We start from the raw sequence: 20,489 nt of genomic DNA, 5'->3' as shown, positions 1-20,489 counted from the left end.
TCCGCCAAGCGACAGTTCGCCTCGTCCGGGCTCTTGACCGAACCCGGTTCGTGGCTATGGTCTAGACCTAGTAAGCGAGGTCCAGACCAGCGTCGGCTCCCGCGCCCCCCTCCTGTGGCGGCGGTCTCGATGTACACCGAAGGAAGTGGCATGGCATGAACACGAAAAGACGAGTGGCTGTCGCCGTCGGCGCACTGGTCGCCCCCCTGCTCGCCGTCAGCCTTCCGGCGAGCTCGGCCAGCGCCCATGGCTGGGTGACGCTGCCCACGAGCCGGCAGGAGCAGTGCGCCGAGGGCGTCGTCTCCTGCGGCCAGATCAAGTACGAGCCGCAGAGCGTCGAGGGACCCAAGGGCCTGCGCAGCTGCAGCGGCGGACACGCCGAGTACGCCGAGCTCGACGACGACAGCAAGCCCTGGCAGGTCACGACGGTCGGATCGAGCGCCACGTTCACCTGGCACAACTCGGCACGGCACTCCACCAGCAACTGGCAGTACTTCATCGGCAACCAGAAGATCGCCGAGTTCGCCGGCAACAACCAGCAGCCCGCCGCCGACGTCAGCCAGCAGGTCAACTTCGGCGGCTTCACCGGCCGTCAGAAGGTGCTCGCCGTCTGGAACATCGCGGACACCGCCAACGCCTTCTACTCCTGCGTCGACGTCAACATCGGCGGCACCGGCGGTGGCGGTGGCACCGGTGGTGGTGGCGGCACCGGCGGTGGCGGTGGCGGTGGCACCACCTGCACCGCGGCGGCCTGGGACCCCGCACGCGTCTACAACGGCGGCGACACCGTCTCCTACGACGGCCACAACTGGCGCGCCAAGTGGTGGGTGACGGGCGACAAGCCCGGCACCACCGGCCAGTGGGGCGTCTGGGAGGACCTGGGAGCCTGCCCGGCCTGACCCCGGCCACGTCGGCGCGCGCCCCCCGGGGCGCGCGCCCACCCACGTCCGGGCATGCGGCGCGCGGGCCGGCCCCGCCCGGCCCGGATGCGCGCAGACATGGAGCACCCGGCGTCACGCCGGCGGCGGCGGGGCCTTCGTCAGGAGGGGCAGGTCCGTGGAGACTGCACAGCCGGTCGAGTCCTGGGCGGAGTTCGGGCGTCGGCTGCGGGCCCGGCGCAGACAGGCCGGGCTGACCCAGTCGCAGCTCGGACTGAAGGTGGGGTACCACCACAGTCTCATCAGCAGGCTCGAAGCGGGGCTGCGCGAACCGCCGGCCGGGCTCGTGGGCCGGCTCGACTCCGTCCTGGGGACCGGCGGCGAGCTGGCGGCGGTCGTCGCCGCGCCGTGCGGGACGCCGTACCGCCCCGACCGCCCGCCGGCGGACCCCCGGCTGTTCGCCCCGGTACCGGGCGGCGGGGCGGCCCCCGTCGGCCAGGACGTGCTGGACCCCGTGCTGTGGCCGTCGGAGCTGCCCGCCGAGGGGCTGGCGTGCCCGCTGCACGGCACGGCGGGCTGTGCGGTGCCCGACCGGGCGGGAACACCGGACCTGCTGGACGGGCTGACCGCGCCGCAGGGCGGGTTCGACGGCCTCACGGGCAACGAGCCGGAGCTGCTGCACGCGCTCACCGCGGTCCTGGCCTGTCTGATCCGCGGGGCGCTGCACCGGGGCGCGTCCGACGGAGTGACCACGGTGGAACGGCTGTTACGGGCCCTGGTGCGGTGGGCCGGGGCGGTGAACTCCACCGGCCGGCTGCCGTACGGGCAACTGCGGCTGGCCGCCCAGTACGCCCAGGTCGCCGGGCGGCTGCGGATGCAGCGCGGACAGAGCAGCATCGGCATGGCCTGGTTCGGCCACGGGCTGGGCTGGGCGGACGCGGTGCAGGACGTCCCGGCCCGGGCGACCCTGCTCAGTGACATGTGCACCCTGGTCCGGCTCGACCGGGACGCCGGGTCGGCCCTGGCGTACGCCGAGGCCATCGGCGCGGTGGACCCCGGGCGGCGGTGGACGGTCACCCTCTCGCACCTGTACCGGGCACGCGGGCACGCGCTCGGCCACGACGTCGCCGAGTGCCGGCGGCACATCGCCCTGGCGCGGCGCGGATTCGCCCGCCTCGGCCACCGGGACCGCCTGGAGGCGCCCTGGCTGTCCGGAGCCGAGGGCGAGATGAGGGTGGAATCGGCGATCGGCGGGGCGCTGCGCGACCTGGCCGCCGTGACCGGTGACCGGGTGACGGCGCGGCGCGCCGTCGACGCCACCGCGCGGTCGCGTGCCCAACTGCCGCCGCTGATGCGGGAGACCCGGCTGCTGCTCACCCTGCGCCTGGCCGACAGCTGGGCGTGCGCGGGCGACCCGGGCGCGGCGGTCGCCCTGGCGGCCCCGGTGCTCGACGAGGCGGTGTCCTCGACCGAGTTGATGATCAACGCCGAGCTGCGCGGACTGCACGGCAGGCTGCTCGCCCGCTGGGGCGACGTGCCGGAGGTCAGGGAGTACCGCGAGCGGCTGCCGGCCGCGGGGATCTGAGCGCCTCCCGGCGCCCCGCGCCTTTGCCGGTTTTTGACAGGACGGGACGACGGGCCGCGATCCGTTGACCCGGGGGCGGGGCGATGTGAGGGTTCGGCCAGCCCGGCGGCGTGGCATGCCACCCCGGCGCGGGGCGGGCGGAGACACCGACGTACCGCGGACACCGGCGATCAGATTGGCATGAGCATGCCTATGCGCGCGCCGGGTGAGCCTCACGACCTCTCACAAGGAGCAACGATGCTGAGAAAGCTGGCGGTGGCCGGGACATCCCTGGCCCTGACGCTGGGAGGGGTGGTGATGCCGGCCGCCTTCGCCTCGGCCGCGCCCCACGCCGCGCCCCCGAGCAAGCCGGATCCGGCCCCCGTCGCCAGAGCCGTCGCGGCCGCCGACCAGGCGGCACGCAGCGGCCTCGACGCGCTGGCCAAGGGCCCCGAGGAGCAGTACGACCGGCGACAGGTCACCCCCTGGGTCAAGGGCCTGTACTCCGTCGCCTACGAGCGCACCTACCGGGGCCTGCCCGTGGTGGGCGGCGACGTGGTCGTCCTCGCCGACGGCGACGGCCGGGTCCGCTCGGTCCAGTCCGCCACCAAGGCCAGGATCGCGCTCTCCACCAAGGCCCGGGTCACCGCCGCACAGGCGGTCCGCACCAGCCGGACCAGGCTCGCGAAGACCGAGAAGGTCGACTCCCGGCGGCTGGTGGTGCGGGCCGAGGGCGACCGCGCCACCCTCGCCTGGGAGACCGTGCTGACCGGGCGCACCAAGGCGAACGCCCCCAGCCGGCTGCACGTCTTCGTCGACGCGCGCACCGGAAAGGTCGTCGACGCCTACGACGACGTACGGGCGGGCAGCGGCACCAGCAAGTGGAACGGCCCGAACCCGCTGACCATCGACACCTCCCGGTCGGGCACCTCCTACGTGCTGCGCGACACCACCCGGCCCGGACTGCAGTGTTCGGACTACAGCGGCGGCCTGTTCACCAAGGCGACCGACACCTGGGGCACCGGCAACCCCACGAGCAAGGAAACCGGCTGCGTGGACGCGATGTTCGCCGCGCAGAAGGAATCGGACATGCTCAAGAACTGGCTCGGCCGCAACGGGCACGACGGCAACGGCGGGAGCTGGCCGGTCCGCGTCGGCCTCAACGAGCTGAACGCGTACTGGGACGGCTCCACCATCACCATCGGCCACAACAGCGCGAACGAGTGGATCGCCGGGATCGACGTGGTGGGCCACGAGTTCGGCCACGGCCTGGACTCCTTCACCCCCGGCGGCGCCAACCACGAGAGCGGACTGGGCGAGGCCACCGGCGACATCATGGGCGCCCTGACCGAGGCGTACGCCAACGAGCCGGCGCCGTACGACACTCCCGACTACACCGTCGGCGAGATGATCAACCTCCAGGGCCGCGGCCCGATCCGCAACATGTACAACCCCAGCCTGGTGAGCAACAACCCCAACTGCTACTCCGCGTCGATCCCGTCGACCGAGGAGCACGCGGCGGCCGGCCCGCTCAACCACTGGTTCTACCTGCTGGCCGAGGGCTCCAACCCCGGCGGCGGCAAGCCCTCCAGCCCCACCTGCAACAACTCCACCGTCACCGGCGTCGGCATCCAGAACGCGGGCAAGATCTTCTACGGCGGCATGCTGCTCAAGACCAGCGGCATGACGTACAAGCGCTACCGCACCGCCACGCTCACCACGGCGAAGAACCTCGACGCCAGTTGCTCCCTGTTCAACTCCACCAAGGCCGCCTGGGACGCGATCAGCGTGACCGCGCAGACCGGCGACCCGACCTGCACGGGGGAGCAGACCGACTTCTCGCTGGCGCTCAGCCCCACCTCGGGAGACGTCGACGCGGGCGCCTCGGCGCGCGCCACCGTCAACACCAGCACCGTCTCCGGCAGCGCCCAGCAGGTCTCGCTGACCGCCTCCGGCGCGCCGGCCGGGGTGAACGTCTCCTTCAGCCCGGCGACGGTCACCTCCGGCAGCAGCTCCACGATGACGGTCTCCACCTCCTCGGCCACGGCCGCCGGGACCTACCAGATCACCGTCACGGGCACCGCCGGAGCCAAGACCCACACCGCCCAGTACGCGCTGAGGGTGGCCGGCGGTGGCGGCGGCAACCCGTCCACCCCGCCGGACGTCGACGTGGCCAAGGTGCAGGCGCATCTGACCCAGTTGAACACCATCGCCTCGCAGAACGGCGGCAACCGCCGCTCCACCACGGCCGGTTACCGGGCCTCGCTCGCCTACGTCAAGGACCGGCTCCAGACGGCGGGCTACACGGTCACCGAGCAGAGCTGCACCTCCGGCTGCACCGCGGGAGCGGGCAACAACCTGATCGCCGAGTGGCCGCAGGGCGACGCGAACAACGTATACATGTTCGGCGCGCACCTCGACGGCGTGTCCGCCGGGCCCGGCATCAACGACAACGGCTCCGGCTCCGCCGCGCTCCTGGAGAACGCGCTGACCCTGGCGCAGTCCAACCCCACCATGAAGAACCGGGTCCGCTTCGCCTGGTGGACCGATGAGGAGCAGGGCCTGAACGGCTCCGACTTCTACGCCCGTTCGCTCTCCACGACCGAACGCGCCCGGATCAAGGCGTACTACAACTTCGACATGGTCGCCTCGACCAACGCGGGTTACTTCGTCAACAACCTGAACTCGGCCGCCTCGGCGCCGATGAAGGCCTACTGGGACTCCCTGGGCCTGGCCCCGCAGGAGAACGTCGAGGGCCAGGGCCGCTCCGACGACTACTCCTTCCAGCAGGTGGGCATCCCCACCTCCGGTTACGCCACCGGAGCCTCGGCCGTGAAGTCCGCCTCCGAGGCCGCCAAGTGGGGCGGCACCGCGGGCCGCGCCTACGACTCGTGCTACCACTCCGCCTGCGACACCACCAGCAACATCAACGCCACCGCGCTGAACCGCAGCGCGGACGGGATCGCGTACACGATCTGGAAGACCGCCGTCGGTGACGCGCCCGCCCCGGCCAACGACTTCTCGATCTCCGCCAACCCCGCCACCGGCACGGTCTCGCCCGGCTCGTCCGCCTCGGTGACCGTATCCACCGCCACCACCAGCGGAAACGCCCAGAGCGTCAGGCTGTCGGCGTCCGGCGCCCCGGCGGGTGTGAGCGTGTCGTTCAGCCCGTCCTCGGTGACCTCCGGCCAGTCCTCGACCGCCACCGTCCAGGTCGCCGCCGGCACCTCCGGCGGCACGTACACCCTCACCATCACGGGAACGGGCGAGGCCAGCCACACCACCACCTACACCCTCACCGTGCCCGGCGGTGGCGGCGACACCACCTGGCAGGTGGGCGCCACCTACGCGGCCGGTGACGTCGTGACCTACAACGGCGTCAGCTACCGGTGCCTCCAGGGCCACACCGCCTACCCGGGCTGGGAGCCGCCGAACGTCCCCGCCCTCTGGCAGCGCGTCTGACGGTCGCCGCACGGCAGGACACACGCACGAAGACACACGCACGAACGCACACGCACGAAGACACACGCACGAACGCACACGCACGAAGACACACGCACGAACGTACGCACCGGCCCCGGCCGGCCCCCGTCCCACGGGGGCCGGCCGGGGCTCCGTCATGCGCGGTCGTAAGATCATCGAAACTTTCGAGACCAACGCTCATCGTTTTGATCTCCGAATTCGATGTTCCGGTGAGTGGTCCCGCTCTTGAATGCCGCAGTGCGTGTTTGAGCTGCGAGTTTTGATCGTTCGGAGGGTGGCGTCGATTGCGAAGCTTTCGAAACTCGTGCCGAAACTGTTGACAGTCGGCATGCTCAGTTCAACACTCGGTCGTCGTCAGCCCCACGAGGAGGGAGCACGGACATGAACGCGCTCGCACGACCCAAGGGCCGAAGAGGCGGCCGCTTGAGACTGCTCGTCAGGAGTGCCTGGGCCATCGCACTGGTCGCCGTCGCGGCGATGACCCTCCCCGGCACCGCCAGCGCCGACACGGTCATCACCTCGAACCAGACCGGCACCAACAACGGCTACTACTACTCGTTCTGGACCGACGGCGGCGGCTCGACCTCCATGAACCTCGGATCCGGCGGCAACTACGGCACCTCCTGGAGCAACAGCGGCAACTTCGTCGCGGGCAAGGGCTGGAGCACCGGCGGGCGCAAGGCCGTCAACTACTCCGGCAGCTTCAACCCGTCCGGCAACGCGTACCTGTCCCTGTACGGGTGGACGACCAATCCGCTCGTCGAGTACTACGTCGTCGACAACTGGGGCACCTACCGGCCCACGGGCACCTACAAGGGCACGGTCACCAGCGACGGCGGCACGTACGACATCTACGAGACGACCCGCGTCAACGCCCCCTCCATCGAGGGCACCAGGACCTTCAACCAGTACTGGAGCGTCCGCCAGTCCAAGCGCACCGGCGGCACCATCACCACCGGCAACCACTTCGACGCCTGGGCCGGCCACGGGATGAACCTCGGCAACTTCAACTACATGATCCTCGCGACCGAGGGCTACCAGAGCAGCGGCAACTCCAACATCACGGTGACCGACGGCGGTTCCGGCGGCGGCACCGGCGGTGGTGGCGGCGGCACCGGCGGTGGCGGTGGTGGAGGTGGGGGTTGTACCGCGACGTTGTCGGCGGGTCAGCAGTGGAGTGACCGGTACAACCTGAATGTGTCGGTGAGCGGTTCGAGCAACTGGACGGTGACGATGAACGTGCCGTCGCCGGAGAAGATCCTGGCGACCTGGAACATCAGCGCGAGTTACCCCAGTGCGCAGGTGCTGACCGCGAAACCGAACGGCAGCGGCGACAACTGGGGAGTGACCGTCCAGACCAACGGCACCTGGACCTGGCCGACGGTCTCCTGCACCGCGAACTGACCCCACCGATCCGAAAGGAGGACCGCTGCCCATGCGCACCAAGGCACTTCCGTCACCGCGTTCCCTGGTCGCGGGACTGGCCGTCGCCGCGCTGGCCGTGGCGGGGACCGCCCTCGTCGACGCCACCCCGTCGCAGGCCGCCACCTGTACCGGATACGTCGGACTGACCTTCGACGACGGTCCGTCCAACGACCACACCCCGGCCCTGCTCAACGCGCTCAGGCAGAACGGTCTGCGGGCCACGATGTTCAACGAGGGCCAGTACGCCGCCTCGTACCCGGCCCAGGTCAAGGCCCAGGTCGACGCCGGCATGTGGGTCGGCAACCACAGCTACAGCCACCCGCACCTGACCCAGCAGAGCCAGGCGCAGATCGACTCGGAGGTGTCCCGGACCCAGCAGGCCGTCGCCGCCGCGGGCGGTGGCACTCCCAAGCTGTTCCGCCCGCCGTACGGGGAGACCAACGCGACGCTGAAGGCGGTCGAGGCCAAGTACGGCCTGACCGAGATCATCTGGGACGTCGATTCGCAGGACTGGAACGGCGCGAGCACCGACGCGATCGTGCAGGCCGTCTCCCGGCTCGGCAACGGCCAGATCATCCTGATGCACGAGTGGCCCGCCAACACCCTCGCGGCGATCCCGCGGATCGCGCAGACGCTGGCGGCCAAGGGCCTGTGCTCCGGCATGATCTCCCCGCAGACCGGCCGCGCGGTCGCCCCCGACGGCGGCGGCACCGGCGGTGGCGGTGGTGGCGGCGGCACCGGTGGTGGCGGTGGTGGAGGTGGGGGTTGTACCGCGACGTTGTCGGCGGGTCAGCAGTGGAGCGACCGGTACAACCTGAATGTGTCGGTGAGCGGTTCGAGCAACTGGACGGTGACCATGAACGTGCCGTCGCCGGAGAAGATCCTGGCGACCTGGAACATCAGCGCGAGTTACCCCAGTGCGCAGGTGCTGACCGCGAAACCGAACGGCAGCGGCGACAACTGGGGAGTGACCGTCCAGACCAACGGCACCTGGACCTGGCCGACGGTCTCCTGCACCGCGAGCTGAGCCGGCGAGCGCCCCGAAACAGCGCCGCCCGACCCGCGTGAAGGGACACGCGCAGTCACTCCCCGGCACGTCACGCCCGAACACGGAGCCACCAGTGGCGCGGCGGCGCGGGACCGCCGCGCCACGCTCCATCCGGCCGCCGGGGCCGGACCGAGCCGCCGTGTCAGCCGGCCGGGCGGACGGCGTCCGACCGGGCGGGTCGCCCAGCCGCCGTCCTCGGCACGGACGCCGACGCGGGCCCGCGCGTCACCGTACCGGGGGCGGGTGGCGGGCGTGGCGGGCCGGGCGGCCTTCCCGGGGCGGACGTGGAAGCCGTCCCTCGGTCCGTACGCCGCGCGCGGCTCACCGTAGGGGGACGGGTGGAGTCGACGCCGGGGGCGCTCGTGACGGTTCCGTGACCTTTCGAGCCAGGGGACATCACATGAGGTCCCCAGCCTGGACGCCATGCCAGGGACCACACCCCACTCGCACCCCCGGCCCCGGGAGACCGGCGCCCCGGACCACCCGAGTGCTCCTCGCACCGCCCGCCGCCGCGCCCGCCGTCGTCGCCGGACGCGGCTGCTCCGCGTCCTCGCGGCGGCCGGGGCGCTGGGCGCGGCGGTCCTGTTCGTGGGCGTGGGGGAGGAGAGCGGCGACGGCGGTGCGGGAGCTTCCGCCGGGAAACGGAAGCCGGACGCGACGGCGGGCCAGGGGCACACCCGGGCGACGGACTCGGTCCGGCGGGCGGACGGCCGGTCCACGCCGTCGCCGGAGGGGTCCGGGACCGGTACGGCGAAGGGCTCGCGGGACTCCGCGGGCGACACCCCGGAGAAGACCCCGGAGGCGGGGAACGGGGTCTTCCACAGTGCCCAGGCGTCCGGGCGCGTGGTCGGCACCGGGACGGTCCGGCGCTACGAGGTGCAGGTCGAGGAGGGCACGGGCGTCTCACCCGGCGAGGCGGCACGTGAGATCGCCGGCATCCTCGCCGACCGGCGGAGCTGGATCGCCGACGGTCACGACGCCTTCCAGCTCGTCTCCCAGGGGACCGTCGACTTCGTGGTGAAGATCGCCACACCCGCGACCGTGGACCGGATCTGCGGCGCCTCCGGGTCGCACGCCCGCGGCGAGGCGAACTGCGAGGCCGGCAGCCAGGCCGTCGTCAGCCTCACACGCTGGAACGAGGGTTCGCCTCAGTTCCCCGGGCCCATCCACGAGTACCGCGCACTGATCGTCAACCACGGGGTCGGACACCGGATCGGCCACGGACACGAAGCATGTCCCGGACCGGGCGAGCCCGCGCCCGCGATGATGCGGCAGATGGACGGACTCCACGGATGCGTGGCCAACGCCTGGCCCTACGACGCGCGGGGGCACTACCTCCAGGGCCCCGCCGCGCCCTGACCAACGGGTGTGGGCCGCCGCTGCCCGTGGTGTGAGGGGCGGGCACCCGAGGCGGTGACGAGCTGTGGGCGCGGTCGGCTGCCGGAGGGCCGGCTGCCGAGATGCGAGGAGACCGGCTCCCGAGGTGTGAGCGGCCGCTGCCCGCGCCGTGCCCGGTCAGGCGGACGGGACAGGGCCCACCGGGTCGACCGGACCTGGCTCGGCGGTGGCCCCCGGGCGTTCGGCGGGCGGCCCGGCCGGCTCCGTCCGGCGAGTGAGGCGGCGTACGTCCGGTACGCACAGCACGGCCAGCGTCAGCAGCAGCACCAGTGCCGAGCAGCCCCACAGCGCGGCCGGCCGGCCCACCGCGTCCTGCACCGGACCGGCCGCCGCCGTGGCCAACGGCACCAGGGCCAGCGAACCCAGCCAGTCGTACGACGACACCCGGGAGAACTTCTCCTCCGGTATCTCCTGGTGCAGCGCCGACATCCACGCCACCGCGAACACCTCCACGCTCACCCCGGTCGCGAACATCACCGCCACCAGCGCCGGGGTGGGCACCGGCACGGCGAGCGCCGCGGACGGCAACGCCAACGGCAGCACCGCCAGGACGCCGGCCAACAGCAGCCGCCGGGGCTTCCAGCGGGTCATGAGCAATCCGCCCAGCACCGTGCCCACTCCGAAGGCCGACAGGGCCAGCCCCCACGGCTGCGGTCCGCCCAGCCGCTCCCGTGCGACCAGGGGGCCGTACACCGTCTCGGCCGCCGCGACGACCGCGTTGACCACGGCGAACTGCAACACGATCGACCACAGCCACGGCCGGCCCACCACCTCCCGCCACCCCTCCCGCAGGTCCCCCAGGAGGCTCGTGCCGCCCCGCCGCTCGGGAACGGCCCGTACGTCGAGGAAGGCGCGAAGCCCGCCCGCGACGGCGAAGGCCGCCGAGTCGATCGCCAGCACCCAGCCCGGACCGACCGCCGCCACCAGCGCACCGCCCAGCCCGGTGCCCAGGATGCCGGCGCCGTTCACACCCATCCGGAAGGCGGCGAAGGCACGGCCGGACTCGCTGCCGGAGACGGTGGCCAGCATCATGCCCTCGGCGGCCGGGGAGAAGAACGCCTGACCGGTACCGCCCAGCGCGGCCAGCAACGCCATCTGCCACACGTGTGCGGTACCGGTCAGCACCAGGACGGCGAACAACCCCTGGGAGACGCAGTTGAGCGTGTTCGCGGCGACCATCACCCGGTGCCGGGGCAGCCGGTCCGCCAGCGCCCCGCCGATCAGCACGAACACGATCAGCGGCACCGTCCGCGCCGCGGCGACCAGACCCACGTCGGTGGCCGACCCCCCGACGGCCAGCACGGCGAAGGCCCCGGCCACCAGCGCACCGGAACTCCCGAGCCCGGAGACGACGGCGGCGCCGGTCAGCAACACGTAGTTGCGTCCGGCCCACGAGGGACGCACGGGACGACGGGCGGGGCCGCGGGTGGATGTCATCCACGGATTATCCCTTCGCCGCCTCGCCAGGCCGACGCCGGTGGCCTCCCGGACCGGGAGGCCGGGGCGGCCGCACGGGAACACCGACGGGACGGGCGGCGGTAGTGTCGACATCGTGGTGACAGCACAGACCCTGGTACGACAACTCCCCCCGCTGACCGACCGGCTCACCGCGGGCGCCGACCGTGGGGCGGGCCCGCACACGCTGCCGCACGGCGAACGGGCCCGGTCCCGGGGGCACCGGCCTTCCGACCACCCCGGCGCCAACGCCGTCCGGGCGGCGCTCTTCTGTGTGGGACCGGCGTGAGCGCGTCGGTGGAGCGTGTGACGATCAAGGACGTGGCGGCGGCGGCCGGTGTGTCCAAGGGTGCGGTGTCCCTGGCGTTCAACCGCAAGCCGGGTGTTTCGGAGGCGACCAGGGAGCGGATCTTCGCGGCTGCGCGGGAGTTGGGCTGGGCGCCGAACTCCTCGGCGCGCAGTCTGTCGCGGCAGTCGGTGGACACGGTCGGTCTGGCGCTCTGCCGGCCGGCCCGGCTGCTGGGTCTGGAGCCCTTCTACATGGAGTTCGTCTCCGGTGTCGAGAGTGTTCTGGCCGAGCGTGACTGCTCGTTGCTGTTGCGGCTGGTGGGTTCGCTGGAGGAGGAGGTCGTGCTGCAGGAGAGGTGGTGGCGGGAGCGGCAGGTGGCGGGTTCGGTGCTGGTCGACTTCCATCGTGAGGATCCGCGTCCGGGCCCGTTGCGGGAGCTGGGCCTGCCCGCCGTGGCGGTGGGGCATCCGGCGCTCACCGGGGGTTTCGCCTCGGTGTGGACCGATGACGCCACCGCTGTGGCCGAGGCGGTGCGCTATCTGGCGGCGCTCGGGCACCGGCGTATCGCGCGGGTGGGTGGTCCTGCGGGGCTGGGTCACAGTGCCATTCGCCGGGAGGCGTTCGAGGAGACGATGGCGGGCCTGGGCTTGGACGGTTCCCGGCAGGTGGGGACGGGTTTCTCCGGTGAGGAGGGTGCTCGTGCGACCCGGTCGTTGCTGCTGTCGGCGGAGCGGCCCACGGCGATCGTCTATGACAACGATCTGATGGCGGTGGCGGGGCTGGGTGTGGCGGCGGAGATGGGGGTGTCGGTTCCGGAGGAGCTGTCGCTGCTGGCGTGGGACGACTCGCAGTTGTGCCGGCTGACCCACCCGACGCTGTCGGCGATGAGCCATGACGTGCACGGGTTCGGCGCGCAGGTGGCGCGGGTGCTGTTCGACGTCATAGCCGGTCAGGACGTTCCGTCCCGGCCGGTGGCGACGCCCTCGCTGGTACCACGCGCGTCGACCGCCCCGCCCCGCGCGTAGCGGCGGGACGAGCCGACCGGAGCGCCGAAGCGGCCGGGCGGGCGGAGAATCCCGGCCCGTGGCTTTCCCGTCGCCGGCCTTCCCGGCCCCCGGCCCTGTTCCCGGCAGTTCCGCGGGTACGTCCGCCGTGCCAGGGGGCGGGCCCGGGCACCCGGCCGGGCGGCGATTTCCGCGCCGCGCCGTGGCCGGTCGGACGTCGTGGGTCGTGCGAGGCGAGGTCGTCCCCGTGCGCGGCCAACCGTGTCGCTGTTGGGCCGAACAGGTGACATGGCGTAAGAATTGGCTGGTGCACGCGATGAGTACGAGTCAGGTCAGGGGGAGCCGGTGAACAGCCACGACGTCACCGATGAACAGTGGGAGGGGCTCGCCCAGGTCGTGCCGTTGCGGGGGCGCGACTCCTGGCCGTCAGCGGTTCACCACCGCGCCCTGCCGGACGCGGAGACGGAGATGCGCCGTCGCTTCGTCGTCCTCAGGGTCAACGTCTTCGCGGACGCCCGGGACGTCGCCGAGACGCTGATGTCGGGCACCCCGGTGCTCCTGGACCTGACCGGCGCCGAGGGCGAGGTGGCCAAGCGAATCCTGGACTTCAGCACCGGCGTGGTCTTCGGCCTGGCCAGCGGGATGCACCGGGTCGACCGCAACGTGTTCCTCCTCACACCGCCCGGCACCGAGGTGAGCGGGCTGATGGAGGGGGCGGCGGTCCCCGGGGTGTGAACCGCGGCCGCGACGCTCGTCCGTCGCGGTCCTGGACCAACGGCCGGCCCGCGGCCTCCACCGCGCAGGATCCTGCCGGCCGCGACACCGGCCCCGTCAAGTCCCGTACTCGTGCCCGAGGCCGGGGGGCGGTGGCCGTCCCCCGATCGTAGGAAGCCGCGCGGGCGGAACGGTTCGTCCTGCCGACGGCGTCCTACGGTCCGGGCATGACCGCGTTCCCGGCGCCCCCGGCGCCCTCGCTCCCGTCCCCGTCGCCGTCCGCCACGCCGTCGTCCTCACCGACGGTTCCGGCGCCGGTTCCACCACCCGGGCCGGAGCGGCCGTGCGTCACGGAACTGCGCTTGTCCGCCTACGCCGGGCACCGCCGGGTCCGCGTCCCGCTCGGGCCGCTCACCCTCCTGGCGGGGCCCAGCGGCTGCGGCAAGACCGGTGCGCTGCGCGCGTACGAGGCGCTCGCCCGGCTCGGCGGTGGTGCGGAACTCGGCGAGGCGTTCCCCGATCCCGCCGCCTGTGTACCCGAACGCGCCCGCCCGGACGCCCAGCGCCGCCGCGGCTTCCGCATCGGCTGCACGGCGGACGGTCCCGGGGGACCGGTCCGGCTGGACGTCGCCGTGCAGGCCGAGCCCGAGCTGCGGGTCGTGGGGGAGCGGTTGTCGGCCGGCGGGCTGGTCCTGCTGGAGACCGCGCTGCGCGACCCGGGGCGGCGGACGGTCGAGGCCTCCTGGCACACCGGCGGCCCGGAGCCCGTGACCAGGGCGTCGCTGCCCGACGACCGGCTCGGCACCGCGCTGCTGCCCCTGCGGGTGGCCGGCCGGACCGCCGGGCAGCGTCAGGTCCTCGCCGCGGTCGAGCAGATGGTGGTCGCCCTGCGGTCGGTGTTCGCCTGCGGGCCGCTGCCCGGCCGGATGCGAGCGCCGGTGCCCGCCGGCGCCGGGCGGCTGACGCGCGACTGCGGCAACCTCGCCGCCGTCCTGGGGCGCACCCGCGCCGAGTGCGCCCGGCGGCACGGACTGCTCGTGGAGGCGGTGCGGGCCGGGTGCGCGGGCCCGGTGGCCGATGTGCTCGCCGAGCCGTCGGGCGACGGGCGGGTGCGGGCGGTGCTGGACCGCGGGGACGGGACGCGCACCGGGTTCGAGCGGCTGGGCGACGGCGAACTGCGGTACGCGGCGCTGGCACTGGTGCTGCTGACCGGGCCCGGGGTGCTGGACGTGGACCCGGCGGGCGAGGTGCCCGCGGCCCTGCAGACGCTGACGGTGCTCGCCGACGGCTTCGACGCGGGCCTGGATCCCCGGCAGCGCCTCGGCCTGCTGCGGCTGGCGGCGCGGATGTGCGAACGCGGGCACATCCGGTTCACCGGCGCGGTGAGCGACGGTTCCTGGGCGGGTGAGGTGGGGGCGGCGCGGGTGGTAGACCTGGAGCCGTGACAGATCAGTACGACGACTCCGCGCACGCCGGGGGTTCGGAGCGGCCGGACCTGGACGGCCTGCGGCGCCGGCTCGCCGACTTCGCCGCCGCCCGGGACTGGCAGCCCTACCACACCCCCAAGAACCTGGTCGCCGCGCTCAGCGTCGAGGCGTCCGAACTGGTCGAGATCTTCCAGTGGCTGACGCCGGAGGAGTCCGCGCGGGTCATGGCGGACCCGGAGACCGCGTTCCGTGTGCGGGACGAGGTGGCGGACGTCCTCGCGTACCTGCTGCAACTGTGCGAGGTGCTCGACGTCGACCCGCTGGCGGCGCTGGCGGCGAAGATCGCCAGGAACGAACGCAGGTTCCCGGCGCCGGGCAAGCCGGAGCAGTAGCCCCCGGCGGCCCGTTCCGGCGCGCCGGAACGGGCCGCACGTTCTGCGCGCCTGTTCCGGCCCGCACGTCCCGACCCGGCGAGGCAGGCCCGGGGCCCCGGCCCGGCGGGGCAGCCCGGGGCCCCGGCGCCGTGCGTCTTTGGGCATGAGCGGTCCGGCCCCGGTCGGTTCGGCGGACGCCGGTGGCTCCGGGCGCCCCGGCCGGTTCGGCGGCGGCGACCGCATCCGGGTCGCCATGCCGATCGGGGCACCGCGAGGGCGCGACCAGTCGCTCATCACGCTCCGTAGTTGACTCATGAGTCGAAACCGAATTGTTGTCCGAAGATTTCCGTCTTGCTCTGGCTTTTTGCGTCACCTGCCTTCACTCTGGGTAGTGAACAAGGGGAGTTCGGGCGGACGTGCGAGAAGCACGTCGGGAGAGACGGGGGCAGCGCATGGACGCGGTGCGGCTCATCCTGGCGAGCAGGCGTGCCCTGGCGGGGAGCGGCGACACCCCCGCCCTCTTGGCGGAGGTGTGGCAGGCACAGGCCCTGGCGCAGGCGATCGGCAGCCGTCTGGCGGTCTCCGGGCCACCCGAACTGCGCGGCGAGGCGCTGGGGTTGACTGAACTGGCGGGCCGGGGCTGCGGAGTCCTGGACGCGCCGGACCTGGACCCCGGGGACCTGCGGGCCGCACAGCTCACCGAACTGGCCGATGCCCGCCGGACGTTGCTGTGCCTCGGCGGCCTGCTGGGCGAGGTCGGCATAGCCCTCGTCGGCGTCGCCGGCTCGGCCGTGGACGAACGCACCTACTGGCAGTGCGTGGAGGCCATCGACGCGGCCGACGAGTCGAGGGACAGGGTCCGCGAGATGCTGCGGAAACTGGCGGCCCGGGACGCCTCGGCGCTGCCCGAGCGGGAGGCTGGCTAGGGCCCGCGTCCGGCCCCGGCGGATGGGCGACCGCCGCACTCGGGTCTTCCCGCCGGCCCCTCAGGTCTTCCCGTCGGCCGGGGGACGGAGCCGGGTCAGGGCGGCGGTGACCAGGGCGCTCACGCCGGTGTCCAGGGTGGGCTGGACGACCGGTGCGAAGCGGCCGCTGTGGTTGACCGGGACGTCCTGCGCGATCGTGCCCCGCCGCTGGGCCGTCCGGTAGGTCCGAGGGTCGACGCAGCCGATGCCCCAGTAGGTGTAGGGAACGCCGAAGGCGTCCGGGAGGCGGCTGAAGTCCTCGCTGGCGCTCTGCGGCTCCGCGGTCACCGCCCGCTGCCCGAAGCGGGCGGTGAAGGCGGCGGCGACCTCCGCGGTGACCGCCTCGTCGTTCACGGTGGGCGGGAACCGGCCGCCCGGCTCGAAGTCCGGCTCACGGGTGGCGCCGGAGGCGTCGCACTCCGCCCGGACGATGCGCCGTACGTCGTCGAGCACCCGCTGCCGGCTGTCCTCGTCGTAGGTGCGGACGTTGATCAGCAGTTCCGCCGAGTCCGGGATCACATTGGCGCTGCTGCCCGACTGGATCGAGCCCACGGTCACCACGGCCGGCCTGGTCGCGGCCAGCTCCCGGGACACGATCGTCTGGAGGCGGACGACGGTCATGGCGGCCATGACCACCGGGTCGATCGCGGCCTGCGGGGCGGAGCCGTGGGCGCCCCGCCCGTGCAGGGTGACCGTCAGGTTGTCCGCCGCGGACAGGAAGGACCCGGCGCGGGTGCCCACCCACCCGGCCGGGTAGGGCAGCACATGCTGCGCGAAGGCGACGCCGGGGCGGGGGACACGGTCGGTCAGCCCGTCGGCGAGCATGCGGTCGGCCCCGTCCCCGGTCTCCTCCGCGGGCTGGAAGAGGACCACCAGGGCTCCCTGCCACGGCCCACGGCCGGCCGCCATCAGCCGGGCCGCGCCCAGCAGACAGGTGACGTGCAGGTCGTGGCCGCAGGCGTGCGCCACCGGCACCTCCCGGCCGGAGGCGTCCGTGGCCGTGACGGTGGAGGCGTACGGCAGACCGGTGTCCTCCCGCACCGGCAGGGCGTCCATGTCCGCGCGGAGCAGGACGGCGGGCTCGTCCCCGCCGGCCAGCACGCCCACCACGCCCGTCCCGCCGACGCCGGCGCACACCTCGTAGCCCCAGCCCTCCAGGTGTTCCGCCACCCGGGCCGCGGTGCGGTGCTCCTGGTGGGAGAGCTCGGGGTGGGCGTGCAGGTCCCGGTGGAACGCCTCCAGCTCGGACCGGATGTCGTCGAGACCGGTCAGGACACGGTCCGCGGCGGCCTTGGAGTCCATGACGGTGTGGTCCTCTCTCGCGATGAACCGAAGCCTTTTCCGCCGTTCAGCCGTCCTGGCGGCGCGAGCCCCCGGGCCGCCAGTCGCGGTGGTCCGGCAGCCGCCACCCACGGGACAGCGCGGCCGGCCGCAGCAGGGTGCCGGCCACGACTGAGGCGACCATCCCGACGACGGGCGCGCCGAGGCGGCTGCCCAGCACCAGCACGCCGCTGACCAGCGCGGCGACCGTCGCGTACGGGGTCCTGCCGCCGAGCACGCCGGGCGTCGCGCCGAGCAGGAGATCCCGCACCGCGCCGCCCCCGACCGCCGTGATCGTGCCCAGCAGCACCGCGGGGAGCCGGCCCAGGCCGACAGTGAGGGTCTTCTGCGCTCCGGCGACCCCCCAGACGCCGAGCGCCGTGGCGTCGAGCAGCTCGAACGCCGGACCGGAGGCGTGGCGGCTCATGGCGACGAGGAAGGCCGGCAGGGTCCCGGCGAAGGCCGCGGTGAGATACGCGTAGCCGGTCAGGGCCACCGGAGTGCCGCGCTGGAGCAGGGTGTCGCGGATGATTCCGCCGCCCAGCCCGGAGACGACACCGATGACCAGGAAGCCGAAGAGGTCGAGGTCGCGCTCGCGGGCCCGGACGCCGCCCGGCATGCCGTTGGCGAAGACCCCGGTCAGGTCCAGCGCGCGGGTGGCCTCCGTCACCTTCTCCGGCGACAGCAGACCGGCCATGGACCCGCACCTCCCTCACCCCCTCAGCGAACCATCGGGGCGGCCCGCCCGCTCGCCGAGCGCCCCCGCTGACCGCCGGAGGGGAACCCGCCCCGCCGAGGACGGGAACGCCGCCCCGGCCGGTGCGGCCGGTGGGCGCGGCGGAGTGCAGGATGGAGGCATGGATCTTCGCATCTTCACCGAGCCCCAGCAGGGGGCCTCGTACGACACACTGCTCACCGTGGCCAAGGCCACCGAGGACCTCGGGTTCGACGCCTTCTTCCGCTCCGACCACTACCTCCGCATGGGTGACGTGGACGGCCTGCCCGGCCCCACCGACGCCTGGATCACCCTCGCCGGACTCGCCCGCGAGACCAAGCGCATCCGCCTCGGCACGCTGATGACCGCGGGCACCTTCCGGCTGCCCGGTGTGCTCGCCATCCAGGTCGCCCAGGTCGACCAGATGTCGGGCGGCCGGGTCGAGCTGGGGCTGGGCGCCGGCTGGTTCGAGGAGGAGCACAAGGCGTACGGCATCCCCTTCCCCAAGGAGAAGTTCGGCCGCCTGGAGGAGCAGCTCGCCATCGTCACCGGTCTGTGGGCGACCGAGGTCGGCAAGACCTTCGACTTCCGCGGGAAGTACTACGAGCTGACCGAGTCGCCCGCGCTGCCCAAGCCCGCGCAGGGCAGGATCCCGGTGCTCATCGGCGGCCACGGCGCGACCCGCACTCCCCGGCTCGCGGCCCAGTACGCCGACGAGTTCAACATCCCCTTCGCCTCGATCGAGGACAGCGAACGGCAGTTCGGCCGGGTCAGGGCCGCGGCCGAGCAGGCGGGCCGCGGCGCCGACGACATCGTCTACTCCAACGCGCTGGTGGCCTGCGTCGGGCGGGACGACGCCGAGGTGGCCCGACGGGCCGCCGCCATCGGCCGCGAGGTCGACGAGCTGAAGGCCAACGGCCTGGCCGGCTCCCCGGCCGAGGTGGTCGACAAGATCGGCCGGTACGCAGAGATCGGCTCCCGGCGGATCTACCTCCAGATCCTCGACCTCGCCGACCTGGACCACCTGGAGCTGATCTCCGCCCAGGTCCAGTCGCAGCTGTCGTAGCGCGACGACGGCCACACGTCCCGGTCCGGGCGGCGAAGTCCGGACCGGGACACGCCCCGTCGCGGATGCTCAGGTCCACTACGAGAAGGAGGCACCGGGCACCCGGCCTTTGACCTCAGCCTTGTTCCTCGGTCTCGGCCCTCAGCCCCGGCCCTCGGCCTTGTTCCTCGGTCTCGGCCCTCAGCCCCGGCCTCCAGCCTTGTTCCTCGGTCTCCGCGCCCAGCCTCGGTCCTCGGCCTCGGCCCCCGGCCTGCGCACCGCGGTCACGGGCCCGCGAACGCAGGCCCCTCGGTCTCCGGTGCCCGGCCCCGCCCGGGGCCTGTGACAGCCCTGTGACCGGAACTGTGGCTTCCGTCACGGTCGTTGGGTCGGCGCCCTGATGGGGTGGGCGGATGCGCAGATCCGCCCCGCTCCTCCTGCCGGCCCTCGCCGCGATCCTGTTCCTCCCGGCGTGCGGAACGGAGCACTCCGGCGCCCGGGGCGGCGGCGCCGACGCGGCCGTGGCGCCGTCACGATCGGAGGTCACCGACCCGGGGGCCGACGGCGTCCGGATCACCGCCGTGACCATCCCGTCCCCGTCGCCCTCCCCGACGCGCCGCTCCTCGGTCACCGCGGAGGGCCTGCCCGCCGATTCGGGGATCTCGGCCGAGTACGAGGTCACCAACGACGGCACCGAGGCGCTGACCTACAGCGTCCTCTTCGACTTCACCTCCAGCACCGGAGGTGTGATGAGCAACAAATGGCAGACGGTGCGCGACGTCGGCCCGGGCAGCACGGTGCGCGGGACGGTCCACCTGGGGGTCCTGGCGCCCGGGGCGTCAGCGGTGACACGGGTCCGGGTCGCCCAGGTCACCAAGGTCCCCGCCGACGAGGCGCCGCCCGAGGAGGGCGTGTGCCCGGCCTCCGGCATCCGGGTCACGGCCGACCAGGGCGACGCCGCCATGGGGCTGCGCGTGGTGGGACTGCGCCTGGAGAACTGCGGAACACACGACTACACCGTCAACGGCTACCCGCGACTGGAACTGCTGGACGAGTCGTTCAAGCCGGTCGAGGGCATCAGGATCCTCCACGGCAGCGGCGACATCACCACCGCGGCGGGACCCGACGAGGCGCCCCGGCCCGTCACCCTCCGGCCCGGCGAGACGGCGAGCTCCGGCCTGGTGTGGCGCAACACCACCGAAGCGGGCACGCCCGTCGACGTCCCGTACGTCAGGGTCCGTGCCGAGGACGGCGCCGACCCGGTGACGGTGACCCCCCACCTCGACCTCGGAACCACCGGGAAGCTCGGTGTCAGGCCGTGGCAGCGGGCGGAGCGGTAGCACCGAAAATCCCGGGTGCCGGACCGCCGTTCTCGGTACGTTGAG

Annotated in this window: 17 protein-coding genes; 14 read left to right on the top strand and 3 right to left on the bottom strand. The window is 73.2% G+C overall.

All coding sequences use genetic code 11. From position 1 onward, the window contains the following. Positions 1-155: 155 nt before the first annotated feature. From ACF061_RS19415 to ACF061_RS19390, 6 genes are all read left to right on the top strand, one after another. A complete protein-coding gene (locus ACF061_RS19415; RefSeq protein WP_392268113.1) occupies positions 156-899 on the top strand; it encodes a lytic polysaccharide monooxygenase in 744 nt (247 codons plus the stop codon). Positions 900-1,056: 157 nt separating this feature from the next. Continuing rightward, on the top strand, positions 1,057-2,463 hold the full coding sequence (locus ACF061_RS19410) for a multiprotein-bridging factor 1 family protein (protein ID WP_392268112.1): 1,407 nt from the start codon (positions 1,057-1,059) through the stop codon (positions 2,461-2,463). A 237-nt stretch (positions 2,464-2,700) separates the two neighbouring features. Beyond that, positions 2,701-5,904 (top strand): M28 family peptidase, encoded by a 3,204-nt coding sequence (locus ACF061_RS19405; RefSeq protein ID WP_392268111.1) that lies wholly within the window; start codon positions 2,701-2,703, stop codon positions 5,902-5,904. Between the two features lie 402 nt (positions 5,905-6,306). Beyond that, positions 6,307-7,329: a glycoside hydrolase family 11 protein gene (locus ACF061_RS19400; RefSeq protein ID WP_392268110.1), complete on the top strand. Its 1,023-nt coding sequence runs from the start codon at positions 6,307-6,309 to the stop codon at positions 7,327-7,329. Positions 7,330-7,360: 31 nt separating this feature from the next. Beyond that, positions 7,361-8,377 (top strand): polysaccharide deacetylase family protein, encoded by a 1,017-nt coding sequence (locus tag ACF061_RS19395; protein WP_392268109.1) that lies wholly within the window; start codon positions 7,361-7,363, stop codon positions 8,375-8,377. Between the two features lie 444 nt (positions 8,378-8,821). After that, complete coding sequence (locus ACF061_RS19390) at positions 8,822-9,757, top strand: DUF3152 domain-containing protein (RefSeq protein ID WP_392268108.1); 936 nt, start codon at positions 8,822-8,824, stop codon at positions 9,755-9,757. Positions 9,758-9,913: 156 nt separating this feature from the next. On the opposite strand, the gene ACF061_RS19385 is transcribed toward ACF061_RS19390, so the two are convergent. After that, entirely contained in the window at positions 9,914-11,233 is a 1,320-nt protein-coding gene (locus tag ACF061_RS19385; RefSeq protein WP_392268107.1) for an MFS transporter, read from the bottom strand. 115 nt (positions 11,234-11,348) lie between these two features. On the opposite strand from ACF061_RS19385, the gene ACF061_RS19380 reads away from it, so the two are divergent. The 6 genes from ACF061_RS19380 (at position 11,349) to ACF061_RS19355 (ending at position 15,985) form a co-directional block, all read left to right on the top strand. Next, a complete protein-coding gene (locus ACF061_RS19380) occupies positions 11,349-11,540 on the top strand; it encodes a hypothetical protein (RefSeq protein ID WP_392268106.1) in 192 nt (63 codons plus the stop codon). An 8-nt stretch (positions 11,541-11,548) separates the two neighbouring features. Continuing rightward, positions 11,549-12,565, top strand: coding sequence for a LacI family DNA-binding transcriptional regulator (locus ACF061_RS19375; RefSeq protein WP_392268133.1), 1,017 nt, complete (start codon positions 11,549-11,551; stop codon positions 12,563-12,565). A 324-nt stretch (positions 12,566-12,889) separates the two neighbouring features. Further along, entirely contained in the window at positions 12,890-13,279 is a 390-nt protein-coding gene (locus tag ACF061_RS19370) for a cell division protein SepF (RefSeq protein WP_392268105.1), read from the top strand. A gap of 206 nt (positions 13,280-13,485) precedes the next feature. Continuing rightward, complete coding sequence (locus tag ACF061_RS19365; RefSeq protein ID WP_392268104.1) at positions 13,486-14,703, top strand: AAA family ATPase; 1,218 nt, start codon at positions 13,486-13,488, stop codon at positions 14,701-14,703. Next, on the top strand, positions 14,700-15,077 hold the full coding sequence (locus ACF061_RS19360) for a nucleotide pyrophosphohydrolase (RefSeq protein ID WP_392268103.1): 378 nt from the start codon (positions 14,700-14,702) through the stop codon (positions 15,075-15,077). The genes ACF061_RS19365 and ACF061_RS19360 overlap by 4 nt, the downstream gene beginning before the upstream one ends. Before the next feature lie 434 nt (positions 15,078-15,511). After that, positions 15,512-15,985, top strand: a complete 474-nt coding sequence (locus ACF061_RS19355) for a DUF6099 family protein (RefSeq protein WP_392268132.1) — start codon at positions 15,512-15,514, stop codon at positions 15,983-15,985. Between the two features lie 60 nt (positions 15,986-16,045). Here ACF061_RS19355 and ACF061_RS19350 read toward each other — a convergent pair whose 3' ends face one another. Further along, positions 16,046-17,326 carry an amidohydrolase gene (locus ACF061_RS19350; protein ID WP_392268102.1) on the bottom strand — a complete coding sequence of 427 codons (1,281 nt, stop codon included), beginning with the start codon at positions 17,324-17,326 and terminating at the stop codon, positions 16,046-16,048. Between the two features lie 46 nt (positions 17,327-17,372). Continuing rightward, positions 17,373-18,041 carry a trimeric intracellular cation channel family protein gene (locus tag ACF061_RS19345; RefSeq protein ID WP_392268101.1) on the bottom strand — a complete coding sequence of 223 codons (669 nt, stop codon included), beginning with the start codon at positions 18,039-18,041 and terminating at the stop codon, positions 17,373-17,375. 160 nt (positions 18,042-18,201) lie between these two features. Between ACF061_RS19345 and ACF061_RS19340 the strand changes: the two genes are divergently transcribed. Further along, positions 18,202-19,125, top strand: a complete 924-nt coding sequence (locus ACF061_RS19340; RefSeq protein WP_392268100.1) for an LLM class F420-dependent oxidoreductase — start codon at positions 18,202-18,204, stop codon at positions 19,123-19,125. Positions 19,126-19,517: 392 nt separating this feature from the next. Continuing rightward, positions 19,518-20,444: a DUF4232 domain-containing protein gene (locus ACF061_RS19335; RefSeq protein WP_392268099.1), complete on the top strand. Its 927-nt coding sequence runs from the start codon at positions 19,518-19,520 to the stop codon at positions 20,442-20,444. Positions 20,445-20,489 lie beyond the last annotated feature (45 nt).

Source organism: Streptomyces sp. NPDC015220, from assembly GCF_043079345.1.
In the GTDB taxonomy this organism is placed as follows: domain Bacteria; phylum Actinomycetota; class Actinomycetes; order Streptomycetales; family Streptomycetaceae; genus Streptomyces.
The sequence above is the reverse complement of the archived record's forward strand: the minus strand, read 5'-3'. Positions and strand labels throughout refer to the sequence as shown.